This window comes from Polaromonas sp. P1_F1, assembly GCF_056405795.1.
The window spans coordinates 1-17,046 of record NZ_JBFUBJ010000003.1 but is presented as its reverse complement, the minus strand read 5'-3'; the positions used below and the strand labels follow the sequence as shown (position 1 = coordinate 17,046).

Here is a 17,046-nt window from a genome sequence, read left to right as displayed (position 1 = left end):
CCTATGGATTACTCCGATTCCTTTGCCATCAGCGCCGCCGGCATGAGCCTGGAGCGCACGCGCGCCGACGTGGCCTCACTCAATTTGGCCAATGCCAACACCATTCAAGAGACGGGCGGTCCCCAGTACCGGCCGCTCCGCGTGGTGGCTCGAGCTGCCGCGATGGTGGCATCCGGCTCACCGGCATTCGCTGATCTTTTCAGCCGCGGGGTTAACGGTGCAGGCCTGACCGGTACATCGGCACCTGCCGTGGTGTCGGTTGAGCCGACTGATTTGCCGCCACGAATGGTCTATGAACCGGGTCACCCGCTGGCCAACGACAAGGGTTTTGTGGCTTACACCGGTGTGGATAGCGCGACCGAGATGGTGACGCTGATGAGCGCCATGCGCTCCTATGAGGCCAACGTGGCAGCGATGAATTCGGCACGCACCATGGCTTTGAAGGCACTCGAAATTGGAGGCGCATGATGAGCACCGAAATGATCGCACCCATTGCCGCGGCAACAAGCGTCGACATTTCCCAGTTCCAGCCGATGAGTGAAAGACTGCAGGGCGCGGGGTCCTTCGGCGCCATGGTCACCCAGGGCCTGCAGCAGGTCAACGAACAGCTGCTCGCCACGCAGGGCGATCTCCAGGCGCTGGCCGTGGGGGACGTCCAGAACCTGCACCAGGTCATGATCCGCATGGAAGAAAGCCGGATTGCTTTTCAGCTGATGATGCAGGTTCGCAATCGCCTGCTTGAGGCGTACCAGGACGTCATGAAGATGCAGATATAGCCACGGGGCTTGTTCGAACCTGTTTTAAAGAAGAAAGCTGAAGCAATGATCGATTTCTGGAAAGGGCTCACCCAGCCGGCGCGTGCGCTCCTGGTTGGAGCGCTGGTGTTGTTCCTGGGCGCTGTGGTCTTTTTTGCATGGTGGGCGTTCAGAGTGGAATACCAGGTGCTGTTCACTGACCTGAAGCCCCAGGATGCGCTGGCGATGACAACGGAGCTCGACAAGCAAAAGATGCCCTATCGCCTCGCCGAAAGCGGTTCGACCATTCTTGTCGACAAAACGCAGGTGCACGCAACGCGCATCAAGCTGATGGGCAAGGAAATCCCCTTACAGGGAGTGGTCGGGTTTGAGCTGTTCAACAATACCGATTTCGGCATGACCGAATTCGCCCAGAAGATCAACTATCAGCGAGCGCTTCAAGGCGAGTTGACACGAACCATCCTGTCCCTGGCGGAGGTCAGCGACGTGCGCGTCCATCTGGCGCTTCCGGAGCAGGGCCTGTTCAAGCAGGCGAGCAGTAAACCGAAGGCCGCCATTACCCTGACGCTCAAACAGGGCCAGAACCTGCGTCCCGAGCAGGTTTTCGGAATTCAGCACCTCGTCGCTTCAGCGACACCGGGAATGACCTCTGCCGATGTCGCCGTCGTCAACCACCAGGGCATCGCGCTGAGTCGAGTGGCCACCAATGCCGAAAACGGCGCGGCGCTCGCAAACAGCTCAAGCCGGCTCGACCTTAAAAAAGAAACCGAAGATTACCTTGCCCGCAAGGCGGCCTTGGTGCTGGACCAGAGCTTTGGCGCGGGCCAAGCGCTCGCCAGTGTGGACGTCCTGTTAAACATGGATCAGATACGCATCACCACCGAAGAAGTGATTTCGGCGCCGGGGCAAGAAAACAAGCCGCCTGCCGGCGTGGTGGTGCGCGAACGCGAGTCTGTGCGCGATACCGGGGTGGCGCCGCTCGACGCGCGTACTGGTACTGGCGTGAATGGCAGCGTACAACGGGAAGTGGAATATCAGGTTGGGCGAAGGGTCGAGCAGGTGGTCAGCCAGCCGGGGTCGATACGCCGCATACAAGTGGTGGCCGTTGTGCGCAAAGCGCTGGACGCCGCCGACGAAGAGCAAGCCCGGAAAGTCATTGCCGCAGCTGTGGGGGCTTCACTCGAACGGGGCGACACCGTAGTTGTGCAGAGCCTGAAGAATGGCGCCCTTCCCCTGCCGGCAATTCCTGACGTTGCTGGCGATTCGCCTCGAGCCACAGGGCCAGGCGCTGCGGCGTCGGGCGAAACGCCGACGCCCGTCGTGGCGATAGCGGGATTGCTGCTGGTGATGCTGTGCGGCTTGGTGTGGTTTCTGCTGCAAAAGCGCAAAACCGCCGATCCCGCGATGACCGAAGAGCAGCGCGAATCGGCGTTGCGGCAGGTCCGGGCCTGGATGCAGCAGGAAGCCCCGCCCGCAGGACTGAAGCCATGAGACCGGAATCCTCTTCCAATGCGCGGCAGGCTGCATTGACCTTGCATGCCATGGCGCCGCACGACGCCGCATGGCTGTTGCAACAACTCCCTGCTATCGAGGCGGCCGAGTTGCAATCCTTGCTGGAGGAGTTGCGCGACCTGGGCATCCCTTCCGACCCGAGGCTTCTTGACGAGCTGCGCCTGGGCGATGCGGCACCACAGGAGTCTGCTCCTGCGGGCCACGCTCATATCGATGAACTGTCCGTCGAAGCCCTGATGTATGCGCTTGACGCGGCACGTGTGGATCTGTTGCTGCCCCTCCTGAAACCTGAACCTGTTGCGTTGCTGGCCTTCCTGCTCTCTTTGAAATCCTGGTCTTGGGCCGATTCCCTGCTGGCGGCACTTGAGACGCACAGGCGGCTCTCTTTGCGCCTGCAGGTCGACAGCCTGGACAGCAGAGCTGGGGCGACCCCAGACCAGGCCGCTCAGCTGCGGCTCGGGCTATTGCGGCGCTTGCTGCGACGCTACCGAACCGTCGAGGCCTCAGCGTCCCCGCAGAACGCGACCAGCGCGCACCGGGGCGGTTTTGCACGCTGGTGGCAGGAACGGCGCCGGTTCTGGTCCAGCATCATTGCACCCATGAGGGCCTACAAGTGAGCCCGGAAGGTTTTGTTATCAGAGGCGCCGTGGAGGGCGCGCCGCTCGAGCTGCGCGTGGCGTCGCGCGCGCCTGCAGTGCTGCCCTTGCAGCGTCCGATGGCCGATAAATCAGCGACCCTGATGACCGGCCGCGCGTTGCAGGAGCCTGATGCGGGCCTCGGACAGGTCCGGCAGGAAGCGCGCACCCTCGGGTACGAGGCAGGCAGGGTTCAGGGTCAAAAAGACGGTTATGAGGCGGGCATGAAACAGGCGCTGGAGCGCGCTGAACAGGAGCGCCATGCGCTTCTTGAAGACCATGAGGCTGGCCAGCAGAAGCTGGTCGATGCGCTGGCAAAGATCAGGCAAATGGCTGATGCGATAGTTGGGCAGAAAAACCGCTTTCTGGATGACGCCGAGGATGACATGGTGGCGCTCGCTTTTGAGGCGTTTTGCCGGGTGCTGGGCGAAACGGTCCCCACCCGGGACATGCTGAAGGCGGGCGTGGTGAACGCGCTCGCCCATTGGCGAGGAAAAGCGGCGCTCGAAATTCACGTCCACCCCGAAGACCTGCAGTGGCTTGAAGCGGATACAGATTTGGGAGCCCGCATCGCATCACAGAGAAATCACACAACGCGGTGGGTTGCCAGCACTGAGGTCGCCTTGGGCGGCTGCATGTTGCGTTCCCCCGAGGGCGCGCTCGACGCCCGCCTTGATGTGCAGGTTGAGGCGCTCAAAACAATGCTGCTTCAGACCCGGGCGACACGCCGAGCGGAGCGCCCGGCATGAACTCCAACCCGGGCTCCCCGGCCGTTTCCGACCTGGCAGGCCAGGCCGCCAGTCCGGGGCTGAGCGCCTATCGAAAAGCTGTACGGGAGCAGGAACTGATGAGGCGTGTAGGCTGGGTGCGCCAGGTCCAGGGTTTGGCCATCCAGGCGCAAGGGCCGGACGCCGTGGTGGGCGAGTTGTGCCGGATCCGTCCGCGCCTGGCGCCCCATGACCCGTCGGGATCGGACCCGGCAGGCGATTTGTTTTCGGCGAATGCGGGGGTATTGGCCGAGGTAGTGGGTTTGCATGCCGGCCATGTCACGCTGCTTCCTTATGGCTCGCTTCAGGGCGTCAGCGCTGGCGCCGAGGTGGTTGCACTGGGCCGGGCATCGACCTTTGGGGTGGGTCCTGCCCAGATTGGCCGCGTGATAGACGGCTTTGGTGAGCCTCTGGATGGCGGTGCGCGGCCTGCCACGGTTCGCGACGTCCCCTTGCACGGCGCGCCCGTCAATCCCATGAAGCGACCGCCGGTTGCCCGCATCATCGAAACCGGCATTCGGGCGATCGACGGCCTGCTTACTTTGGGCCAGGGCCAGCGCGTCGGAATCTTCGCGGGAAGCGGCGTCGGAAAGAGCACTTTGCTCGGCATGATTGCGCGTCATGTCAAGGCCGACATCAACGTCATCGCGCTGATCGGCGAACGCGGGCGGGAAGTCCGGGACTTTATCGACAAGCAGCTGGGGCCCGAGGGTCTGCAGCGGTCCGTTGTTGTAGTCGCTACCGCAGACCAACCCGCACTGGCCCGGATTCGCGCCGCCCATGCGGCCGTCGCGATCGCCGAATACTTCAGGGACCAGGGACGGCAGGTCCTTCTCACCATGGACTCGGTCACCAGGCTGGCGATGGCTCGCCGTGAAGTCGGCCTCTCGGCGGGTGAACCACCCACAGCGCGGGGCTATACGCCCTCGGTGTTTGCCGAGTTGCCGCAACTGTGCGAACGCTTCGGAACATCGGACAGCGGCGGTGCGATCACGGCCTTGCTGACGGTTCTTGTCGAAGGTGACGATTTCAACGAACCCATCTCGGACAACCTGCGCGCCATACTGGACGGCCACATCGTGCTGTCGCGCTCGCTGGCCCATACCGGCCAATATCCCGCTATCGACGTTCTGCAAAGCACCAGCCGTTTGCGCACGGACCTCACGGATGCCGCCGAGCGTGAGCTTGTCAACCGCGTGACCCGGCATATTTCACTGATGGAGCGCAATCGCCAGATGGTGGAGATTGGCGCTTATGAAGCCGGAACCAATCCGCAACTGGACAAGGCTCTGCGGCGTGACACGGCACTTCGAGAGTGGATGACGCAACGGGACGGTGGTTTTGACCGGCCACGTGCGCTGGAGCAGTTGCGGGCCTGCATGGCTGAAGCCGTAGCTGTTCCGGCAGCCATGCCGGGCATCAAAGCGGGAGGCTCGAGATGAATCTGCCGGGTTACAAAAATTCGGGAAAAGGCGATTTGCGCGGGTTCAAATATCCGTTGGAGCCTTTGGCCAGGCGAGCCCAATGGGAGCTTGACGAGCTGAACGGAAAACTTGCCAAAGCGCAGCACGAACTGGCCTCGGCACGGGCCGCGCTGAGCGCCACGAAAAGTCTGCACAGGCAGACATCCGAGAAGCTGGGGCAGCAGCTCCAGGTGCGCCTGGACGCTTCGATGCACCAGGCCGGACTGCTCTACCTGGCGCAGCTGCAGGCTTCGATGGAGAAGATTCAGGCACAAGTGGCCGTGCTGGACAAGGCACGCGATGGCTTCTTGCTGCTGTGCCGGGCGGCCGAAACCCGGCTTGAAGGGTTTCGGTCCCACGAATCGGCCGTCATCGATACTTACGTGCGTGAGCAGTCGCGCCTTCACGCGACAGAAGCCGACCGGGACTGGATGACGCGCGAGGCCTTCAACAGGGCGCCCGCGACCTCCCCGACTGAACCCGGAGGCGGCGCATGAGTTCTCCGTTGTTCCCGCTCCGGGAAGATCCTGGAGCGTTGCGACTGGTGGCCAAGGCTGGGGCGGGATTGCAGCAAGCGGCTGCCGGCGATCAGCCGCAATCGGCCGGTGCCTGGAATCGCGAGATGGAGCGGGCGCAACTGGACACCTGGTTCAAACCGCGACAAGCTGCACCGCGCAGCGACGGTCGGCCCGAAGGCACTACCAGCCAGGCTACTTTGAATTCAGGTGCACAGCGCCCCGCATCGTCCAACAATGCGGTGAAGGCGGACGGACGCAGGGTGACACCGCCTCTGATGGGCGCCGGTCCTGTGCCGAATCGTGGGCCCGGGATACAGGCAGCGGCCCTGATGGTCGTGCAAGCGCCCAAGCCCGAAGCCAGCCGTATGCTTGTCACGGATATACGGGCGGCCAGTCTGGCGCTTGCGCTGGCAGGCGTCTCGCGCCTGAAGGTGGTGGGCTTGGCGCCTCCGACTGATCCCGGGGACATGGCGGATGCGCTCAATGTACCGGCAGGACTGGGCTCACCAAGCGAAGAGGCCGATCTCGATTCGCAGGCGATACGCCTGCATGCCGAATGGCACGGGCACGATGTCGCCGTATGGCTAGGCGTTGATGCCCGAGCCGACTCCGGGGAGGAGCAGCTCGCGCAGCTTCTGCCCCACATCAGAGCCTGCCTTCAGGGGCAGCGCAGCAGGCTTGTCAAGCTGGTCTGCAATGGCAAGACCGTTTTTGAAGTTTCTTCCTCGTTCATTCCAGAGTTTCCTTATTTCACACAGTCCAAGGAGTTTCCATGACTATCTCCGCGATCAGCGCCCCCCCAAGCGGTTCTTCGTCCAACTTGCAGGCCAGCAGCCTGGGGCTCCAGGACTTCCTGAAGGTGTTGTTGACCCAGCTCTCGTACCAGGACCCGCTCAAGCCAATGGACAACCAGGAGTTCATGGCTCAGATCGCGCAGTTCACCGGCGTCGAGCAGACCCAGCAGCTCAACACGAAAATCGAGACCCTGATCAACAACCAGGCAGCCTTGCAGTCGGTGGGGCTGATTGGACGCACCGTCGATGCCACTACAGCCTCGGGTACGCTGACGGGCACCGTCATGGCGCTGTCCCTGCAGGGAAGCTCGCCGGCCCTTAGCGTGAAAACCGCCTCTGGGGCGGTGATCGACGGCATCAGCATCAGCCAGATCGTCGCGGTACGCTAAGGCGCAACAAACATGCACGGTACAAGGGGAGAAAAAAATGCTTGATTCGATCTACGTAGGGATGACCGGTCTGCTGGGGTATTCCAAAGGTTTGCGTGTCATCGCCAACAATACGGCCAACCTGAATACCCCGGGGTTCAAGGGCTCCAGCCTGCAGTTCTCCGACCTCTTTTATTCCAACAGCAATCTGGCCAGTGGCAGTGGTTCGGGCAGCTACGGTGGCTTGGGTTACGGGCTGAATGCGGGCTCGACCGTGCTCTCGTTCAAACAAGGCGAAATTCGCCAAACCGACAATCCGCTGGATATGGCTGTCGACGGCCAGGGGCTGTTCATCCTCAGGGACGCGGAGGGGAAGATCACCTATACGCGCGCGGGCCAGTTCAAATTCAATGGTGACGGCGTGCTCGTGAACCAGGGGGACAACGCGAAAGTCATGGGCCGTGGCTCCGACGGAGGCCTCACCGAAATCAGCCTCGCCGGGCTGAGCACCAATGCGGGAAAGGCTACCGCGAATGTCAAGTTCAACGGCAATATTTCCAGTACCCTCACCGACCAGACTGTCGGCGGCGTACGGGTCATCGATGCGCTGGGCGGCGCCCATACCCTCAGCGTCAAATTCACCAACACGGACGCGACAACAGCTGGAAGCTGGAAGGTTGAATTGCTCGACGGCACCACGGTGGTTGCGACCCGCCAGATTATTTTTTTTGACGGCAAGCCGACCGCAGCGACCTCGAAACTCAGCGTGAGCTATACGCCAGTTGGAAGCGCGGCGATTCCGCTGCTGCTGGACTTCAGCACCGACGTGACCTCCTTTGCGGCGGGCAACCTGTCCACGCTCGCCATGTCTTCGCAGGATGGCGTCACGCCGGGTGCCTTGACCCAGGCCAGTTTTGATTCCACGGGGACCCTGGTGCTAGGTTATTCGAACAGCCAGAGTGTCAAGGGCGCGCGCCTGGCCCTTGGCCGCTTCGACTCGCTGGATGCGGTGGGTACGGTGGGCGACAACCAGTTCAGTGCGCTGGATCCGGAGCACTGGGTGACAGGCAGCGCGGAGGAGGGCGGCTTTGGTTCGATTCGCTCCTCTTCCGTGGAGATTGCCAACGTGGACCTCTCGCAGGAGTTTAGCGACCTGGTGGTGATGCAGCGAGGCTTTCAGGCGAGCTCGCAGGTAATCTCGACGGCCAATGAGATGCTGCAGGAACTGTTTGCGCTGAAAGGCAAATAATGGCCGATGCTTCTGTTGCAGGGAAAGTCCTGGTGTCGGAAGCCGACGCCGCTCCAAAACTCCGCGAGCTCAGGGTATTTTCCACTGACCGGCGCGCACGTGTGAGCGCCACTATTTCAGCGATGCTTATGTCGTGGCGTAGTGCATGGGATTGGCGTGGCAAGAGTCTGGACGCAGAGAGTTTTCAGGTTGTGGTCCGCGGTGCCGTCGATCCGGTGTACGCCGCCTGGAATCCAAAATGGCTGGTTTGCGAGCCTTCCGATCCCGGCGCCGGTTTGCTGAGAATGCGCTGCCGTGCGGGCGATGTTGATGTGGCGGCACCTGAATTCCCGGTGGAGCGTTTTGCCACCTGGCTATGGGGCACGGCGGACGAGCGCCAGTTGCCCGAACCCGCTCCGGCGCTGGCATCTATGGCGGCGGAGATGGCGCGGTCCATGTGGCAGGATTTCCAGCAGCGATGGGCTATTGCCTGTACACCGCCCGGTGCTGTCGCTGGCACGCCGCTGAAGATGGAGGGGCGAACGGTCGACTGGCCGCGCCCGCATGAATTTTCCGGCACTTTGCTGGTCGAGTTCTCCGCCGCGGACCTGCAATGGACGGTGGCGCTGGAAGCGGCCAGCGTGGACGCCATCCTCGCCAAGGCCGGCGAGGAAAAGCCGCGCGCTACGCAGAAACCGTTCAGGCAAGCCGACCGCGTTCGCGTCGATGAGGCCTTGCGCCAACGCACGCTGGCGCTCGATGCCTATTTGCTTCCATGCACCATTTCGCTGGGCGCGCTCCAAGGCCTGCGGGTCGGTGACGTCATCGCGCTTGAGCACCCGCTGGACCACCCTTCACAGGTCTTCTCAGAGAATCGCGAAAAAGTGGCGCATGCCTGGATGACACAAACAAGCGGCTTTAAATCCCTGGAACTCACCGCTACCCCCAAATGACCCTGAGACATAACGTGAATACAGCTGCTGAAAAAATCATGAACCCGCCACCCCAAAACCCTGCTTATTCAAGCGCCGATGCCGAAAAGCCTGACGTGTCGGCTCTTACGGTACGACCGATCACATTTCCCCATGCGCCGGCCAACGACAGGCATCAGCCGAGCGACGCGGCAGCTCCCGAGAAAAAGAACTGGCGGCCCGAGGGTCATGCTGCTCATCCCATTCACCAGGTGAAGGCCACGTTGCAGGTCTACTTGGGATCGGCAACGCTTACGGTGGGCGAGCTGATGTCCGCCGCGAAAAATCAGGTGCTGGTGCTGGACCGGACTGTGGGCCAGCCTGTCGATTTGTTGCTCGAAGGCCAGGTGGTTGCCCGCGGCCAATTGGTGGCGCTGGACGAACATTTCGCGGTTCGCATCACGGAGTTGCCTTTGCCGCTAGATCTTCAAAGTGGCTTGCTGGCTGAAGTCAAGCCATGAGGCTTGCCGGTTTGCTCAAGCGTTTGCCTTATTTTTTCCGCGCCCTGAAAGTGGCGGCGGTTTGCCTGTTGGTCAGCCATGCCACCGCGTTCAGCCAAGGCACGGCTGCATCGGCGGGAGCGTCCTCCGCCTCCGCTGCCACAAGCGCCATCGCTTTGCCCAAAACGATTCCTTTCAAGCAGGACTCGGCCTCGTCGTCCGGCGGTGAGGGGCCGCCGCTGACTGCCATCACGGCGATTTTGGCGCTTGGCTTTGCGGGTTTTGCCATCTGGATATGGCGAAATCGCCGGCCGACTGCCGGCGTTGACGCCGCAAAGCGTTCAAGCTGGTGGGGTGGTGCTTCGTCCAGGGATGTTCTGCTCCATGGGGCGACCCGGCTATCACCCAAGCACAGTGTTCACGACATCGAATGGCGAGGGCGTCGTTTGCTGATCGGCTGTACCGACCAGGCCATGACCTTGCTGTCAGAGCACGCGGTGGTTGAGTCGTCTGCGAGCACCGCCGGACAAAACCATCCCGTTCCGACGCAGCCAGAGGGTGCAACATGAGGCGCTCATCGTTTGCCGCTCTGTTGTTGCGTTGGGTTGCGGGCATCCTCATCGGTATGGTGTCATGGGTGGGCGTGCATGCCCAAGCGACGGATGTCGCGGAAGGTGCGATGAGCGCCGAAACCGCGGTGGTTCGAAATTCGGCTGGCGAGCCTGAGATTCAACTAAAGGCCAGCCCGATGCTGTCCGGAGCGCCGACGCCCACAGCGGCCCGCCGCGTGCCCGCGGTTGCTGTCGCGGCAAGTAAAACACCCGCCACGGAAACCTCGCAAGCCCTGCGTGTCGTGCTCGGCCTGACGGTTCTTGCGATACTGCCGGCGTTGTTGGTATGCCTCACCAGTTTTATGCGCATCATCATCGTGCTGTCCATGCTGCGCCATGCCATCGGCATGCCCGAGACGCCACCCAATACCGCGCTGATCGGCTTAGCCTTGTTTTTGACGATGTTCACGATGTCGCCGGTCCTGCAGAAAATAAATGTGGATGCTTTCGAGCCGTTCATGGCGGGGCGGATCGGCATGGAACAAACCTACGACAAAGGCGTGGGTCCCTTGCGTGAATTCATGGTCCGACAGACGCGTGAGCCCGACCTGGCATTGATGGTGGAACTGTCAAAGGCCCCGGTTCCGCAGACCATGGATGACATTAGCAATGTGCAGCTCATCCCCGCATTCATGCTGTCCGAGCTGCGCGCGGCGTTCCAGATCGGCTTTGTGATTTTCCTGCCGTTTTTGCTGATAGACCTCATCGTGTCGAGCATCCTCATGGCCCTGGGGATGATGATGATGCCGCCGACCACCATTGCCCTGCCCATCAAGATACTGATGTTCATCCTGGTCGATGGATGGAGCCTTGTGCTCAAGGCACTGGTTGGCAGCTTTCATTGAGCCCCGTGTCCACCATGCCGAAGACAGCACACAATCAGCCGTCCCAGTCTGCGCCACCTTCAGGACTGGGGGATGATGAGCTGCTGCTGTGGCGAGCGTGGATAGACCAGCGTGCGGCCCCCGCCCGCGAGAAACTTCTTTCCATGCACTTGCCATATGCTCGCATCGTCGCTGCGACTTTTTACGCGCGCCGCACCCACGACGAAGTGGAGTTCGATGACTATCTTCAGCTTGCCAGTGTGGGGCTATTGGAGTCCTTTGATCGCTATGAGCCTTCGCTGGGAGCGCAGTTCAGGACTTTTGCCGCCCGCAGAATGCAGGGTTCCATCCTTAACGGGCTTGCCCGGTTGACGGAGAAGAACCAGCAGATTGCAGTCCAGGGCGAGTTGCGCCGCGAGCGCCTCAATGCCGCCAAAGCGGCGGCGCTGGAGAAACTGGATCCGGCTCTGGCGGCGACCGAAGGCGCCGAGCTTTCATCCAGGATGAACGATCCGAAGTTCCTGTTTTCTTTTCTCGCCGAAGTCGGTATGAGCCTGGCCCTGGGAGTCATGCTCGAAGGCACCGGGATGATAGATGCTGAGGCGTTTCATTCGGAGGCCGCCGAAGCTTCTGCTGAGGTGACTTATTTTAAAAAAACCGAACTGCAACGCTTGCAGCAGACTCTTGCCAATCTCCTCAAAGGGCTCACGGAACAGGAACGAACGGTCATTCGCTATCACTATCTTCAAGAGACCTCGTTCGATGACATTGGAAAGATGCTGGGAGTCAAGCGAAGTCGTGTTTCCCAGATCCACCACCAGGCGCTCCGGAGTTTGAGGCAAGGCCTGGCGCGACAAGGTTGCGATGTGCTGGCTTAAGCCTGACTTTTTTATGAGTTACATGGATGTTTATCAATGAATAACGATCTGTCTACTGAAGGTGCAAACGTGGCCTCCGCTGAACTTGCCCGCCTTGATCGTCTCGAAGGCTACCTGAAAACAGATCCAGGCAATCTACAGTTGCTCGCAGAGGCTTTTGATCTTTCTTTGCAATGCAGGCAATGGGATCGCGCAGCCTTCTATCTGCGTCATGGGCAAGTGCTCCAGGCCGATGCGTTGTCGTGGCGTCTGAAGGAGGGCGATTTGCTGTTGGCGCAGGAGCTTTACCCGGAGGCCACGGCAGCACTGAAAGTTTTGCAGCAAGTCGATGGGGTTCCCCCGGAGTTCACCGCCGTGGTTTTGCACAATCTTGCTTATATCGAGTTCAGGCAGGGTCGGTACGCCGAGTGTGTTTCCGAGTTGGCGGAATACATGGAAATTTTCACCAGTGCGGCATCGGGACTTTCGCATGAGGGTATTGCGCGAGCCTCGCTGGCAGGAGAACTGTTGCAACAGCTGTGGCTACGGTCGCTTCATCGTACGGCCGAACTGGAGCGCGCCTGCAATTGGGTTCGGGAGGCCGAAAAGTTGCAAAATCTGCGCGCTAGCGCCGCCGCAATAGCAAGCCTGATCGCCATAGATGCGGGGGATGCGGTGAGTGCGCAGCGCTGGGTGGATTTGGCGTTACAGCAAGCACAACTGCAAACACCGCCAAGCCTTCTTCCGGCCGAGATTTTCGTCACGCAATTGACTTTGGCCCTCGGTATGCGAAAAGCGGATGAAGCCATCGACTGGGCGGACAAGGCTCTGCAGCTCAATCATTCGGACGGTCGTGCATGGTCTGGGCGGGCATTTGCACATTTACTGAAAGGTGACCTGAAGCTGGCCCGGCAGGATTTTGCGCGCGCTTTGCAGGGCATGCCCGGTCACATCGGGACGTGGCACGGCCAGGGCTGGGCGGAATTGCTCGATCACGACCTTGAGGCGGCGCAGGCCAGTTTTTCCACAGCCCTTGAGATGGACCGCAACTTTTCCGAAAGCCATGGCGGCATGGCGGTCGTGCTGGCGCTCAAAAAGCAAACACATGAAGCCAGACAGCATGCGGAGCGTGCCATAGGCCTGGACAAAAATAATTTGTCGGGACGCTATGCCGAAGCTTTGCTCAATGGAGAGGTGAAGGATGAAGTTGCTATCCGGAAACTCGCGCAACGGCTGCTCGCAAGCCGGAAGAACCTGTCCGGTGTGAGCGTTCCGGATTTCACGGGAAATTCACCGCAAGGCCAGTCCGTGGAGTGAGGCCGAGAACCCCTAGGACTGTCTACCGATATCGCCTTTCAGACCTGCGGTATGGCGGCCGCTGCGTCGACGAGATAGCGAGCTGCATCCTTGATCGCGGAGGCCAGCTCTGGGTCGAACTCCATCTGGTCCAGGACCGGGTCCGCCAGCCGCTTCCAGTCCACGTCCTGCGCTGCGTCGCCGACGAATTCCTGCATCAGAACGGATTCCATGAACAGCTGGAATACCTTGCGTGGCTGCCGTGAGTCTTCTCTGGAAAGCGCACGAATCCGTTGCAGCAGCTGTTGCTTGAGTTTGGGCTCAAGCAGTGCCAGCGAGTCGAGAAACGGGTTGGTGTTCCCTGCTTGTCCCCGCTGGAGCTCGGAGGCTTTCCCCTGCGAAGGAGCATCAGGCGGCGCCGGCCTTTTGGGGTCGGTGGCGTTGGGGCGAAGAAACGCCCCGAGGCGGGAAGAAGGATCAATGATGGGCATGGGACTGGGTTAAATTCAGATGGGGTTAGCCATCTCAATTCGGGTGGTTATGGCGCTGGTAGTTTGAAAGCAGCACATGGTTTTCTTCGGCCCCGTCTGTCGCTTTCGGTAGAACAAGGTCCGAGGTCGATTCTTTCAATTCGGCTATTCGGGCGATGATTTTGCGTATGTCGCCAGAGAGAGCTTCGTTTTCGGTGTTCCTCGCCAAACCGTCTTCGTAGTGCTTGACGGCGCTTTCGAAGTCGTCTTGGGCGAGCGCCGCGTAGCCGCGAACGAAATACGGCAGCGGGTCGCTTTCAGGGAGGTCGAGTAAAGGTTGCCAGCTCACCAATGCCGCCGCAGCCCTGCCTGCGCTGAATTGCAATGTTCCAAGCTGGTACCTGGCCATGGTGAACTCGGGCGAGAGCAGGACGGCATTGGAAAGCGCCAGTTCGGCCTGTTCCATCTCTCCGCGAGCCGCGTGATGGGAGCCGATCAGAAACAGCGGGATGCCCCAGGTGGGGTCGACTGCCGCGCACTCATGAAAAAAATCAAGTGCTTGTACCTGGTTTCTGCCGGCTTCAATGCCCTGTTGGAGCAGAGCCTGTGCCTGCGAACGCGCGGAAGGTATTTGTGTCATGGTGGGCATCATTTCAGATTCGAAATTCGCTGAACGGGTGAGGGAATTTTGCGCCGGGGTGACTGCGTGGAACCATTCCCAGAGGTTCCCGCTGGTGACCGAATGAAACAGGAAGCAGGCCGGGCACCAGGGCCTTCGCGACCGTAAGCTGTGTTCGGCCCTGATCGACAAGGGAGTGCCGGGGGGTGATATCAATGGCGACAGGGCACAGGCCTTTCCCGGAAAAACGCCCAAGCAGCAAGTCTAGCGAGTAATTCGCCTCCGCTGTCGGCCAGGGGGTGCCGGTCACCTCACCGGACGGGAACAACATTCTGTCGGCGCGCCTGAAATGGCGTTTGAGTCCATACAGCCCAAAATGGTGTTCGGCCGTTTCGACCTGTTCTGCAAGTTTGATAGGGGGAAGGTACCCTCGCATCCATGCATGAATCCTCGCTTCCAGTTTATCGATCGCGTTGTTGACGGCGTCGGTAAAGCAGGAGCCTGCCGCGCTTGCGGTAGCCGTGAAATGCCTTTCCTCGTGCTGAGCAGAGACCATCGCGACCTGGGCGTACTCCGTGGAGAGTCGCTGGACTGTGATGATGCATCCCTCGCTTGCAAACGCATCGAGGCGCTGAGCCAACTCCCTGGGCCATTGCGCTGGCGGGTGAACAATGCCTGGTTTTTGGGCCAGCCAGTGCCTCATCAGTGAGTCTTGTTCGATGGCGGCATGCAAAGCCCGCACCGTCGCGTCTTCCTGGGATGTGCCGCTGCAGCAACCGGAAAAGTTGGCCTGCGTATAGCATTTTTGCGGACAGTGCCCCAAGGCCGCCAGACCAGCGCGGGAGAAAGCCAGCTCTCCCAGGACATGAACTGATTTTCCAGTGCAGAGGTCTACCCCTTCAACCCAAGGGTAGACCTGCGACTGCGAAAACGGCAGGTAGGGGAAATTGGGGAGTTTGTACTGTACGTCCGCATAGCGCACGAATTGCTCAGGGTTCTGCGCGTCCCCGATCTCGCTGATACGGCCCTGGACAAGTTTGTGCACTTGTTGATGACCTGCGTGCGCGAGGGCGTTTTGAATGGCCTGGCGGGCCGCCTGCATTGGATCGGTGTGGCTACCCCAGGCGTGCGGCCCAACCGCGTCTGTCCGTGCCCGGGCCAGGTGTACACCACGGTGAGGACTGGAAGATTCGACATCCGCCCAGGAAAAATCAATTTTCGCAGCGTGGGAAGCTGCCTCGATTTGTTCGGGTGAGGGTTTGGCACCAAACATCGCCGTGCCCAACAGCAACTGGCGGTGCAAGCCGCACATGAGGGCGATGGGCTGCTCTTGGTAACCGCCGATCGTCGCGTAGCCCAGGCCCAGTGCATCGGCGCTCAAGGCTCCGTTGTGCAGCGCGGCTCCTGCTTCCATAAAAAGGTATTGCAGCGAACGGCTGCGATAGCGCATCGCGCCGATAGCGGGATCGGCCGCTATAAAAATAGCGCCTGTGGCATAGGTTAATTCCCACGGCTTGAGGAAGGCGCGCGGTAGTTGCGCCGCAGTTTCGCCGATCTTCTGCAGGTAAATCATGCGCTCCTGCGGGTAGTGAAGGCGGTACACCCCCGGCGCATAGCCATCGACCTGGCGCTGCAGTGCCAGGTAAATTTCCAGCAGGTGCATCCCTCCCGCTGAAGCAAGGGCCCGATGAGGCAAATAGCCTGTGCGAGGATGTTTGATGTGCACAACCCCGGCAAGCGACCACAGCAGCTGGTGCAGCGCAGAAGCGGATACCGTGCGATCGTCAAAGGTATTGCTGGTTACGCGGGAGGACAGAAATCTGTCAAGCGGTGCACTTTCCACCGTGACGGCGGCCTCGGGCAAGGCACTGGGCGCTTGCTCGGTATTCCACAAGAACCGGCCCGCGATGCCGTTAGTGAGCGCGGGAGATGCTCTGATGCCCAAAGGGCTGAGCTGGAACGCATAACGCGCCGCATGAGCACTCGCCAGGCTGGCATCGATCAATGCGCCTTCGCTGAGCAGAAAAGTCAGGAATTCGGAAAACTTTGCACGGGCCTGTGTATCGGCAATGCTGCTGACGGCCTGGTTGGCAGTGCGGGTGCCGTCGCATAAAGCGAAAACATGCTCCAGCAGGACCGCCGGCGCCTCTATCTCGACAATCTCGCCCGCATGGCGAACCACCAGCATGGCTTTGCGGCCCTTGCTGCGTATGCAACTGGCGCCCGCCAGCATGGGCGCCAGGCGATCCCAATCGGTCAGGCAGGCTTCGACGGCCGCCGGCACTCTGGGGTTCAGGATGCTGTTGTGCGTACCTGTGCGAGTCATTGCGGGAATGCTGTGATCCACCCATAGGCGTCGTCCCGGAGATTCCCGGCCGGCGGGCGGGTCATGCGGATGTCAATAGGCACGTGGATGTCTCCGAAGAGGGTAATAGGCTGCCTGGCGCGCGGAGTTGTGCGGGACAGAGTGGAGAGGCTCCGGCCCCATCGGCGAAGCGCTCACTAATATATCCGCGCAGTTCGGAATTTGTTTGTTTTTTCTGCGGACCATCGCATTCGTTTGTTCTCCGCTGTCACTTGTCATGGCTACCTCGTCAGCCGTTGCACTATCCCGGTAAATCAAGCCTTGCGCCGCAAATGGCATGGCCTGTTGGTCTGGTGATTGAGGGTTTTCCTAAACAAAGTGTTAAAGGGGAGGATGTATTGATGAAATACCGTTGAGCAGTTCTCCAAAGGGTTGGAGGAGGGGTGAGGGGCAGGGGCCCGAGCCGGCGGTTCACCATTAGGTAGATCACATGGTTGCGATCGTCAGCGGCAATAGCCTGGGCTTGGGTTCAACGTCATTGGCCACGCTGGGGCGAGGCGGGCTGCTGGGGGCGGCCGGCCAGGGGCGAAGCGGCGAGCAGGCGTTTGTCAAT

Annotated in this window: 19 protein-coding genes; 16 read left to right on the top strand and 3 right to left on the bottom strand. The window is 60.7% G+C overall.

Annotation, left to right across the window (positions count from 1 at the left end):
• The first annotated feature begins 3 nt into the window (after positions 1-3).
• The 16 genes from flgC to AC1DZE_RS09320 are packed head-to-tail and all read left to right on the top strand — an operon-like array spanning position 4 to position 13,060.
• Complete coding sequence (flgC, locus tag AC1DZE_RS09395; protein WP_477669647.1) at positions 4-468, top strand: flagellar basal body rod protein FlgC; 465 nt, start codon at positions 4-6, stop codon at positions 466-468.
• Entirely contained in the window at positions 465-776 is a 312-nt protein-coding gene (gene fliE / locus AC1DZE_RS09390) for a flagellar hook-basal body complex protein FliE (RefSeq protein ID WP_477672678.1), read from the top strand. The genes flgC and fliE overlap by 4 nt, the downstream gene beginning before the upstream one ends.
• A 9-nt stretch (positions 777-785) precedes the next feature.
• The gene (fliF, locus tag AC1DZE_RS09385; protein ID WP_477672677.1) at positions 786-2,246 is read left to right on the top strand and encodes a flagellar basal-body MS-ring/collar protein FliF; all 1,461 of its coding nucleotides are present in this window, start codon (positions 786-788) and stop codon (positions 2,244-2,246) included.
• The gene (locus tag AC1DZE_RS09380) at positions 2,243-2,884 is read left to right on the top strand and encodes a hypothetical protein (protein ID WP_477669644.1); all 642 of its coding nucleotides are present in this window, start codon (positions 2,243-2,245) and stop codon (positions 2,882-2,884) included. The genes fliF and AC1DZE_RS09380 overlap by 4 nt, the downstream gene beginning before the upstream one ends.
• Positions 2,881-3,651 (top strand): FliH/SctL family protein, encoded by a 771-nt coding sequence (locus tag AC1DZE_RS09375; RefSeq protein ID WP_477669643.1) that lies wholly within the window; start codon positions 2,881-2,883, stop codon positions 3,649-3,651. The genes AC1DZE_RS09380 and AC1DZE_RS09375 overlap by 4 nt, the downstream gene beginning before the upstream one ends.
• Positions 3,648-5,111 (top strand): FliI/YscN family ATPase, encoded by a 1,464-nt coding sequence (locus tag AC1DZE_RS09370; protein ID WP_477674136.1) that lies wholly within the window; start codon positions 3,648-3,650, stop codon positions 5,109-5,111. The genes AC1DZE_RS09375 and AC1DZE_RS09370 overlap by 4 nt, the downstream gene beginning before the upstream one ends.
• Positions 5,108-5,629: a hypothetical protein gene (locus AC1DZE_RS09365; protein ID WP_477669641.1), complete on the top strand. Its 522-nt coding sequence runs from the start codon at positions 5,108-5,110 to the stop codon at positions 5,627-5,629. The genes AC1DZE_RS09370 and AC1DZE_RS09365 overlap by 4 nt, the downstream gene beginning before the upstream one ends.
• The gene (locus AC1DZE_RS09360) at positions 5,626-6,426 is read left to right on the top strand and encodes a hypothetical protein (RefSeq protein WP_477669640.1); all 801 of its coding nucleotides are present in this window, start codon (positions 5,626-5,628) and stop codon (positions 6,424-6,426) included. The genes AC1DZE_RS09365 and AC1DZE_RS09360 overlap by 4 nt, the downstream gene beginning before the upstream one ends.
• Entirely contained in the window at positions 6,423-6,833 is a 411-nt protein-coding gene (locus AC1DZE_RS09355) for a flagellar hook assembly protein FlgD (RefSeq protein WP_477669639.1), read from the top strand. The genes AC1DZE_RS09360 and AC1DZE_RS09355 overlap by 4 nt, the downstream gene beginning before the upstream one ends.
• A gap of 37 nt (positions 6,834-6,870) precedes the next feature.
• Positions 6,871-8,061 (top strand): flagellar hook-basal body complex protein, encoded by a 1,191-nt coding sequence (locus AC1DZE_RS09350; RefSeq protein ID WP_477669638.1) that lies wholly within the window; start codon positions 6,871-6,873, stop codon positions 8,059-8,061.
• Entirely contained in the window at positions 8,061-8,993 is a 933-nt protein-coding gene (locus tag AC1DZE_RS09345) for a hypothetical protein (RefSeq protein WP_477699972.1), read from the top strand. The genes AC1DZE_RS09350 and AC1DZE_RS09345 overlap by 1 nt, the downstream gene beginning before the upstream one ends.
• A gap of 38 nt (positions 8,994-9,031) precedes the next feature.
• Positions 9,032-9,472: a FliM/FliN family flagellar motor switch protein gene (locus AC1DZE_RS09340; RefSeq protein WP_477669636.1), complete on the top strand. Its 441-nt coding sequence runs from the start codon at positions 9,032-9,034 to the stop codon at positions 9,470-9,472.
• Positions 9,469-10,020 carry a hypothetical protein gene (locus AC1DZE_RS09335; protein ID WP_477669635.1) on the top strand — a complete coding sequence of 184 codons (552 nt, stop codon included), beginning with the start codon at positions 9,469-9,471 and terminating at the stop codon, positions 10,018-10,020. The genes AC1DZE_RS09340 and AC1DZE_RS09335 overlap by 4 nt, the downstream gene beginning before the upstream one ends.
• Complete coding sequence (fliP, locus tag AC1DZE_RS09330) at positions 10,017-10,907, top strand: flagellar type III secretion system pore protein FliP (protein ID WP_477674147.1); 891 nt, start codon at positions 10,017-10,019, stop codon at positions 10,905-10,907. Before AC1DZE_RS09335 ends, fliP begins: the two co-directional genes overlap by 4 nt.
• A gap of 14 nt (positions 10,908-10,921) precedes the next feature.
• On the top strand, positions 10,922-11,764 hold the full coding sequence (locus AC1DZE_RS09325; protein WP_477669633.1) for a sigma-70 family RNA polymerase sigma factor: 843 nt from the start codon (positions 10,922-10,924) through the stop codon (positions 11,762-11,764).
• 36 nt (positions 11,765-11,800) lie between these two features.
• Positions 11,801-13,060: a tetratricopeptide repeat protein gene (locus tag AC1DZE_RS09320; RefSeq protein WP_477699971.1), complete on the top strand. Its 1,260-nt coding sequence runs from the start codon at positions 11,801-11,803 to the stop codon at positions 13,058-13,060.
• 38 nt (positions 13,061-13,098) lie between these two features.
• Here the strand turns inward: AC1DZE_RS09320 and AC1DZE_RS09315 are convergent, their stop codons facing one another.
• The 3 genes from AC1DZE_RS09315 to AC1DZE_RS09305 are packed head-to-tail and all read right to left on the bottom strand — an operon-like array spanning position 13,099 to position 16,475.
• Positions 13,099-13,530 carry a hypothetical protein gene (locus tag AC1DZE_RS09315; RefSeq protein WP_477669631.1) on the bottom strand — a complete coding sequence of 144 codons (432 nt, stop codon included), beginning with the start codon at positions 13,528-13,530 and terminating at the stop codon, positions 13,099-13,101.
• 34 nt (positions 13,531-13,564) lie between these two features.
• The gene (locus AC1DZE_RS09310) at positions 13,565-14,161 is read right to left on the bottom strand and encodes a tetratricopeptide repeat protein (RefSeq protein WP_477673422.1); all 597 of its coding nucleotides are present in this window, start codon (positions 14,159-14,161) and stop codon (positions 13,565-13,567) included.
• Position 14,162: 1 nt separating this feature from the next.
• Entirely contained in the window at positions 14,163-16,475 is a 2,313-nt protein-coding gene (locus AC1DZE_RS09305) for a YcaO-like family protein (RefSeq protein WP_477673421.1), read from the bottom strand.
• Between the last annotated feature and the right edge of the window lie 571 nt (positions 16,476-17,046).

Excerpts from the sequence above, each read along its gene's own strand:
- AC1DZE_RS09310 (WP_477673422.1), bottom strand. The coding sequence starts at position 14,161 with ATGATGCCCACCATGACACAAATACCTTCCGCGCGTTCGCAGGCACAG.
- fliP (WP_477674147.1), top strand. The coding sequence starts at position 10,017 with ATGAGGCGCTCATCGTTTGCCGCTCTGTTGTTGCGTTGGGTTGCGGGC.
- AC1DZE_RS09365 (WP_477669641.1), top strand. The coding sequence starts at position 5,108 with ATGAATCTGCCGGGTTACAAAAATTCGGGAAAAGGCGATTTGCGCGGG.
- AC1DZE_RS09345 (WP_477699972.1), top strand. The coding sequence starts at position 8,061 with ATGGCCGATGCTTCTGTTGCAGGGAAAGTCCTGGTGTCGGAAGCCGAC.
- AC1DZE_RS09315 (WP_477669631.1), bottom strand. The coding sequence starts at position 13,530 with ATGCCCATCATTGATCCTTCTTCCCGCCTCGGGGCGTTTCTTCGCCCC.
- AC1DZE_RS09370 (WP_477674136.1), top strand. The coding sequence starts at position 3,648 with ATGAACTCCAACCCGGGCTCCCCGGCCGTTTCCGACCTGGCAGGCCAG.
- AC1DZE_RS09380 (WP_477669644.1), top strand. The coding sequence starts at position 2,243 with ATGAGACCGGAATCCTCTTCCAATGCGCGGCAGGCTGCATTGACCTTG.
- AC1DZE_RS09325 (WP_477669633.1), top strand. The coding sequence starts at position 10,922 with ATGCCGAAGACAGCACACAATCAGCCGTCCCAGTCTGCGCCACCTTCA.
- flgC (WP_477669647.1), top strand. The coding sequence starts at position 4 with ATGGATTACTCCGATTCCTTTGCCATCAGCGCCGCCGGCATGAGCCTG.
- AC1DZE_RS09360 (WP_477669640.1), top strand. The coding sequence starts at position 5,626 with ATGAGTTCTCCGTTGTTCCCGCTCCGGGAAGATCCTGGAGCGTTGCGA.
- AC1DZE_RS09335 (WP_477669635.1), top strand. The coding sequence starts at position 9,469 with ATGAGGCTTGCCGGTTTGCTCAAGCGTTTGCCTTATTTTTTCCGCGCC.
- AC1DZE_RS09340 (WP_477669636.1), top strand. The coding sequence starts at position 9,032 with ATGAACCCGCCACCCCAAAACCCTGCTTATTCAAGCGCCGATGCCGAA.
- fliE (WP_477672678.1), top strand. The coding sequence starts at position 465 with ATGATGAGCACCGAAATGATCGCACCCATTGCCGCGGCAACAAGCGTC.
- AC1DZE_RS09350 (WP_477669638.1), top strand. The coding sequence starts at position 6,871 with ATGCTTGATTCGATCTACGTAGGGATGACCGGTCTGCTGGGGTATTCC.
- AC1DZE_RS09355 (WP_477669639.1), top strand. The coding sequence starts at position 6,423 with ATGACTATCTCCGCGATCAGCGCCCCCCCAAGCGGTTCTTCGTCCAAC.
- AC1DZE_RS09320 (WP_477699971.1), top strand. The coding sequence starts at position 11,801 with ATGAATAACGATCTGTCTACTGAAGGTGCAAACGTGGCCTCCGCTGAA.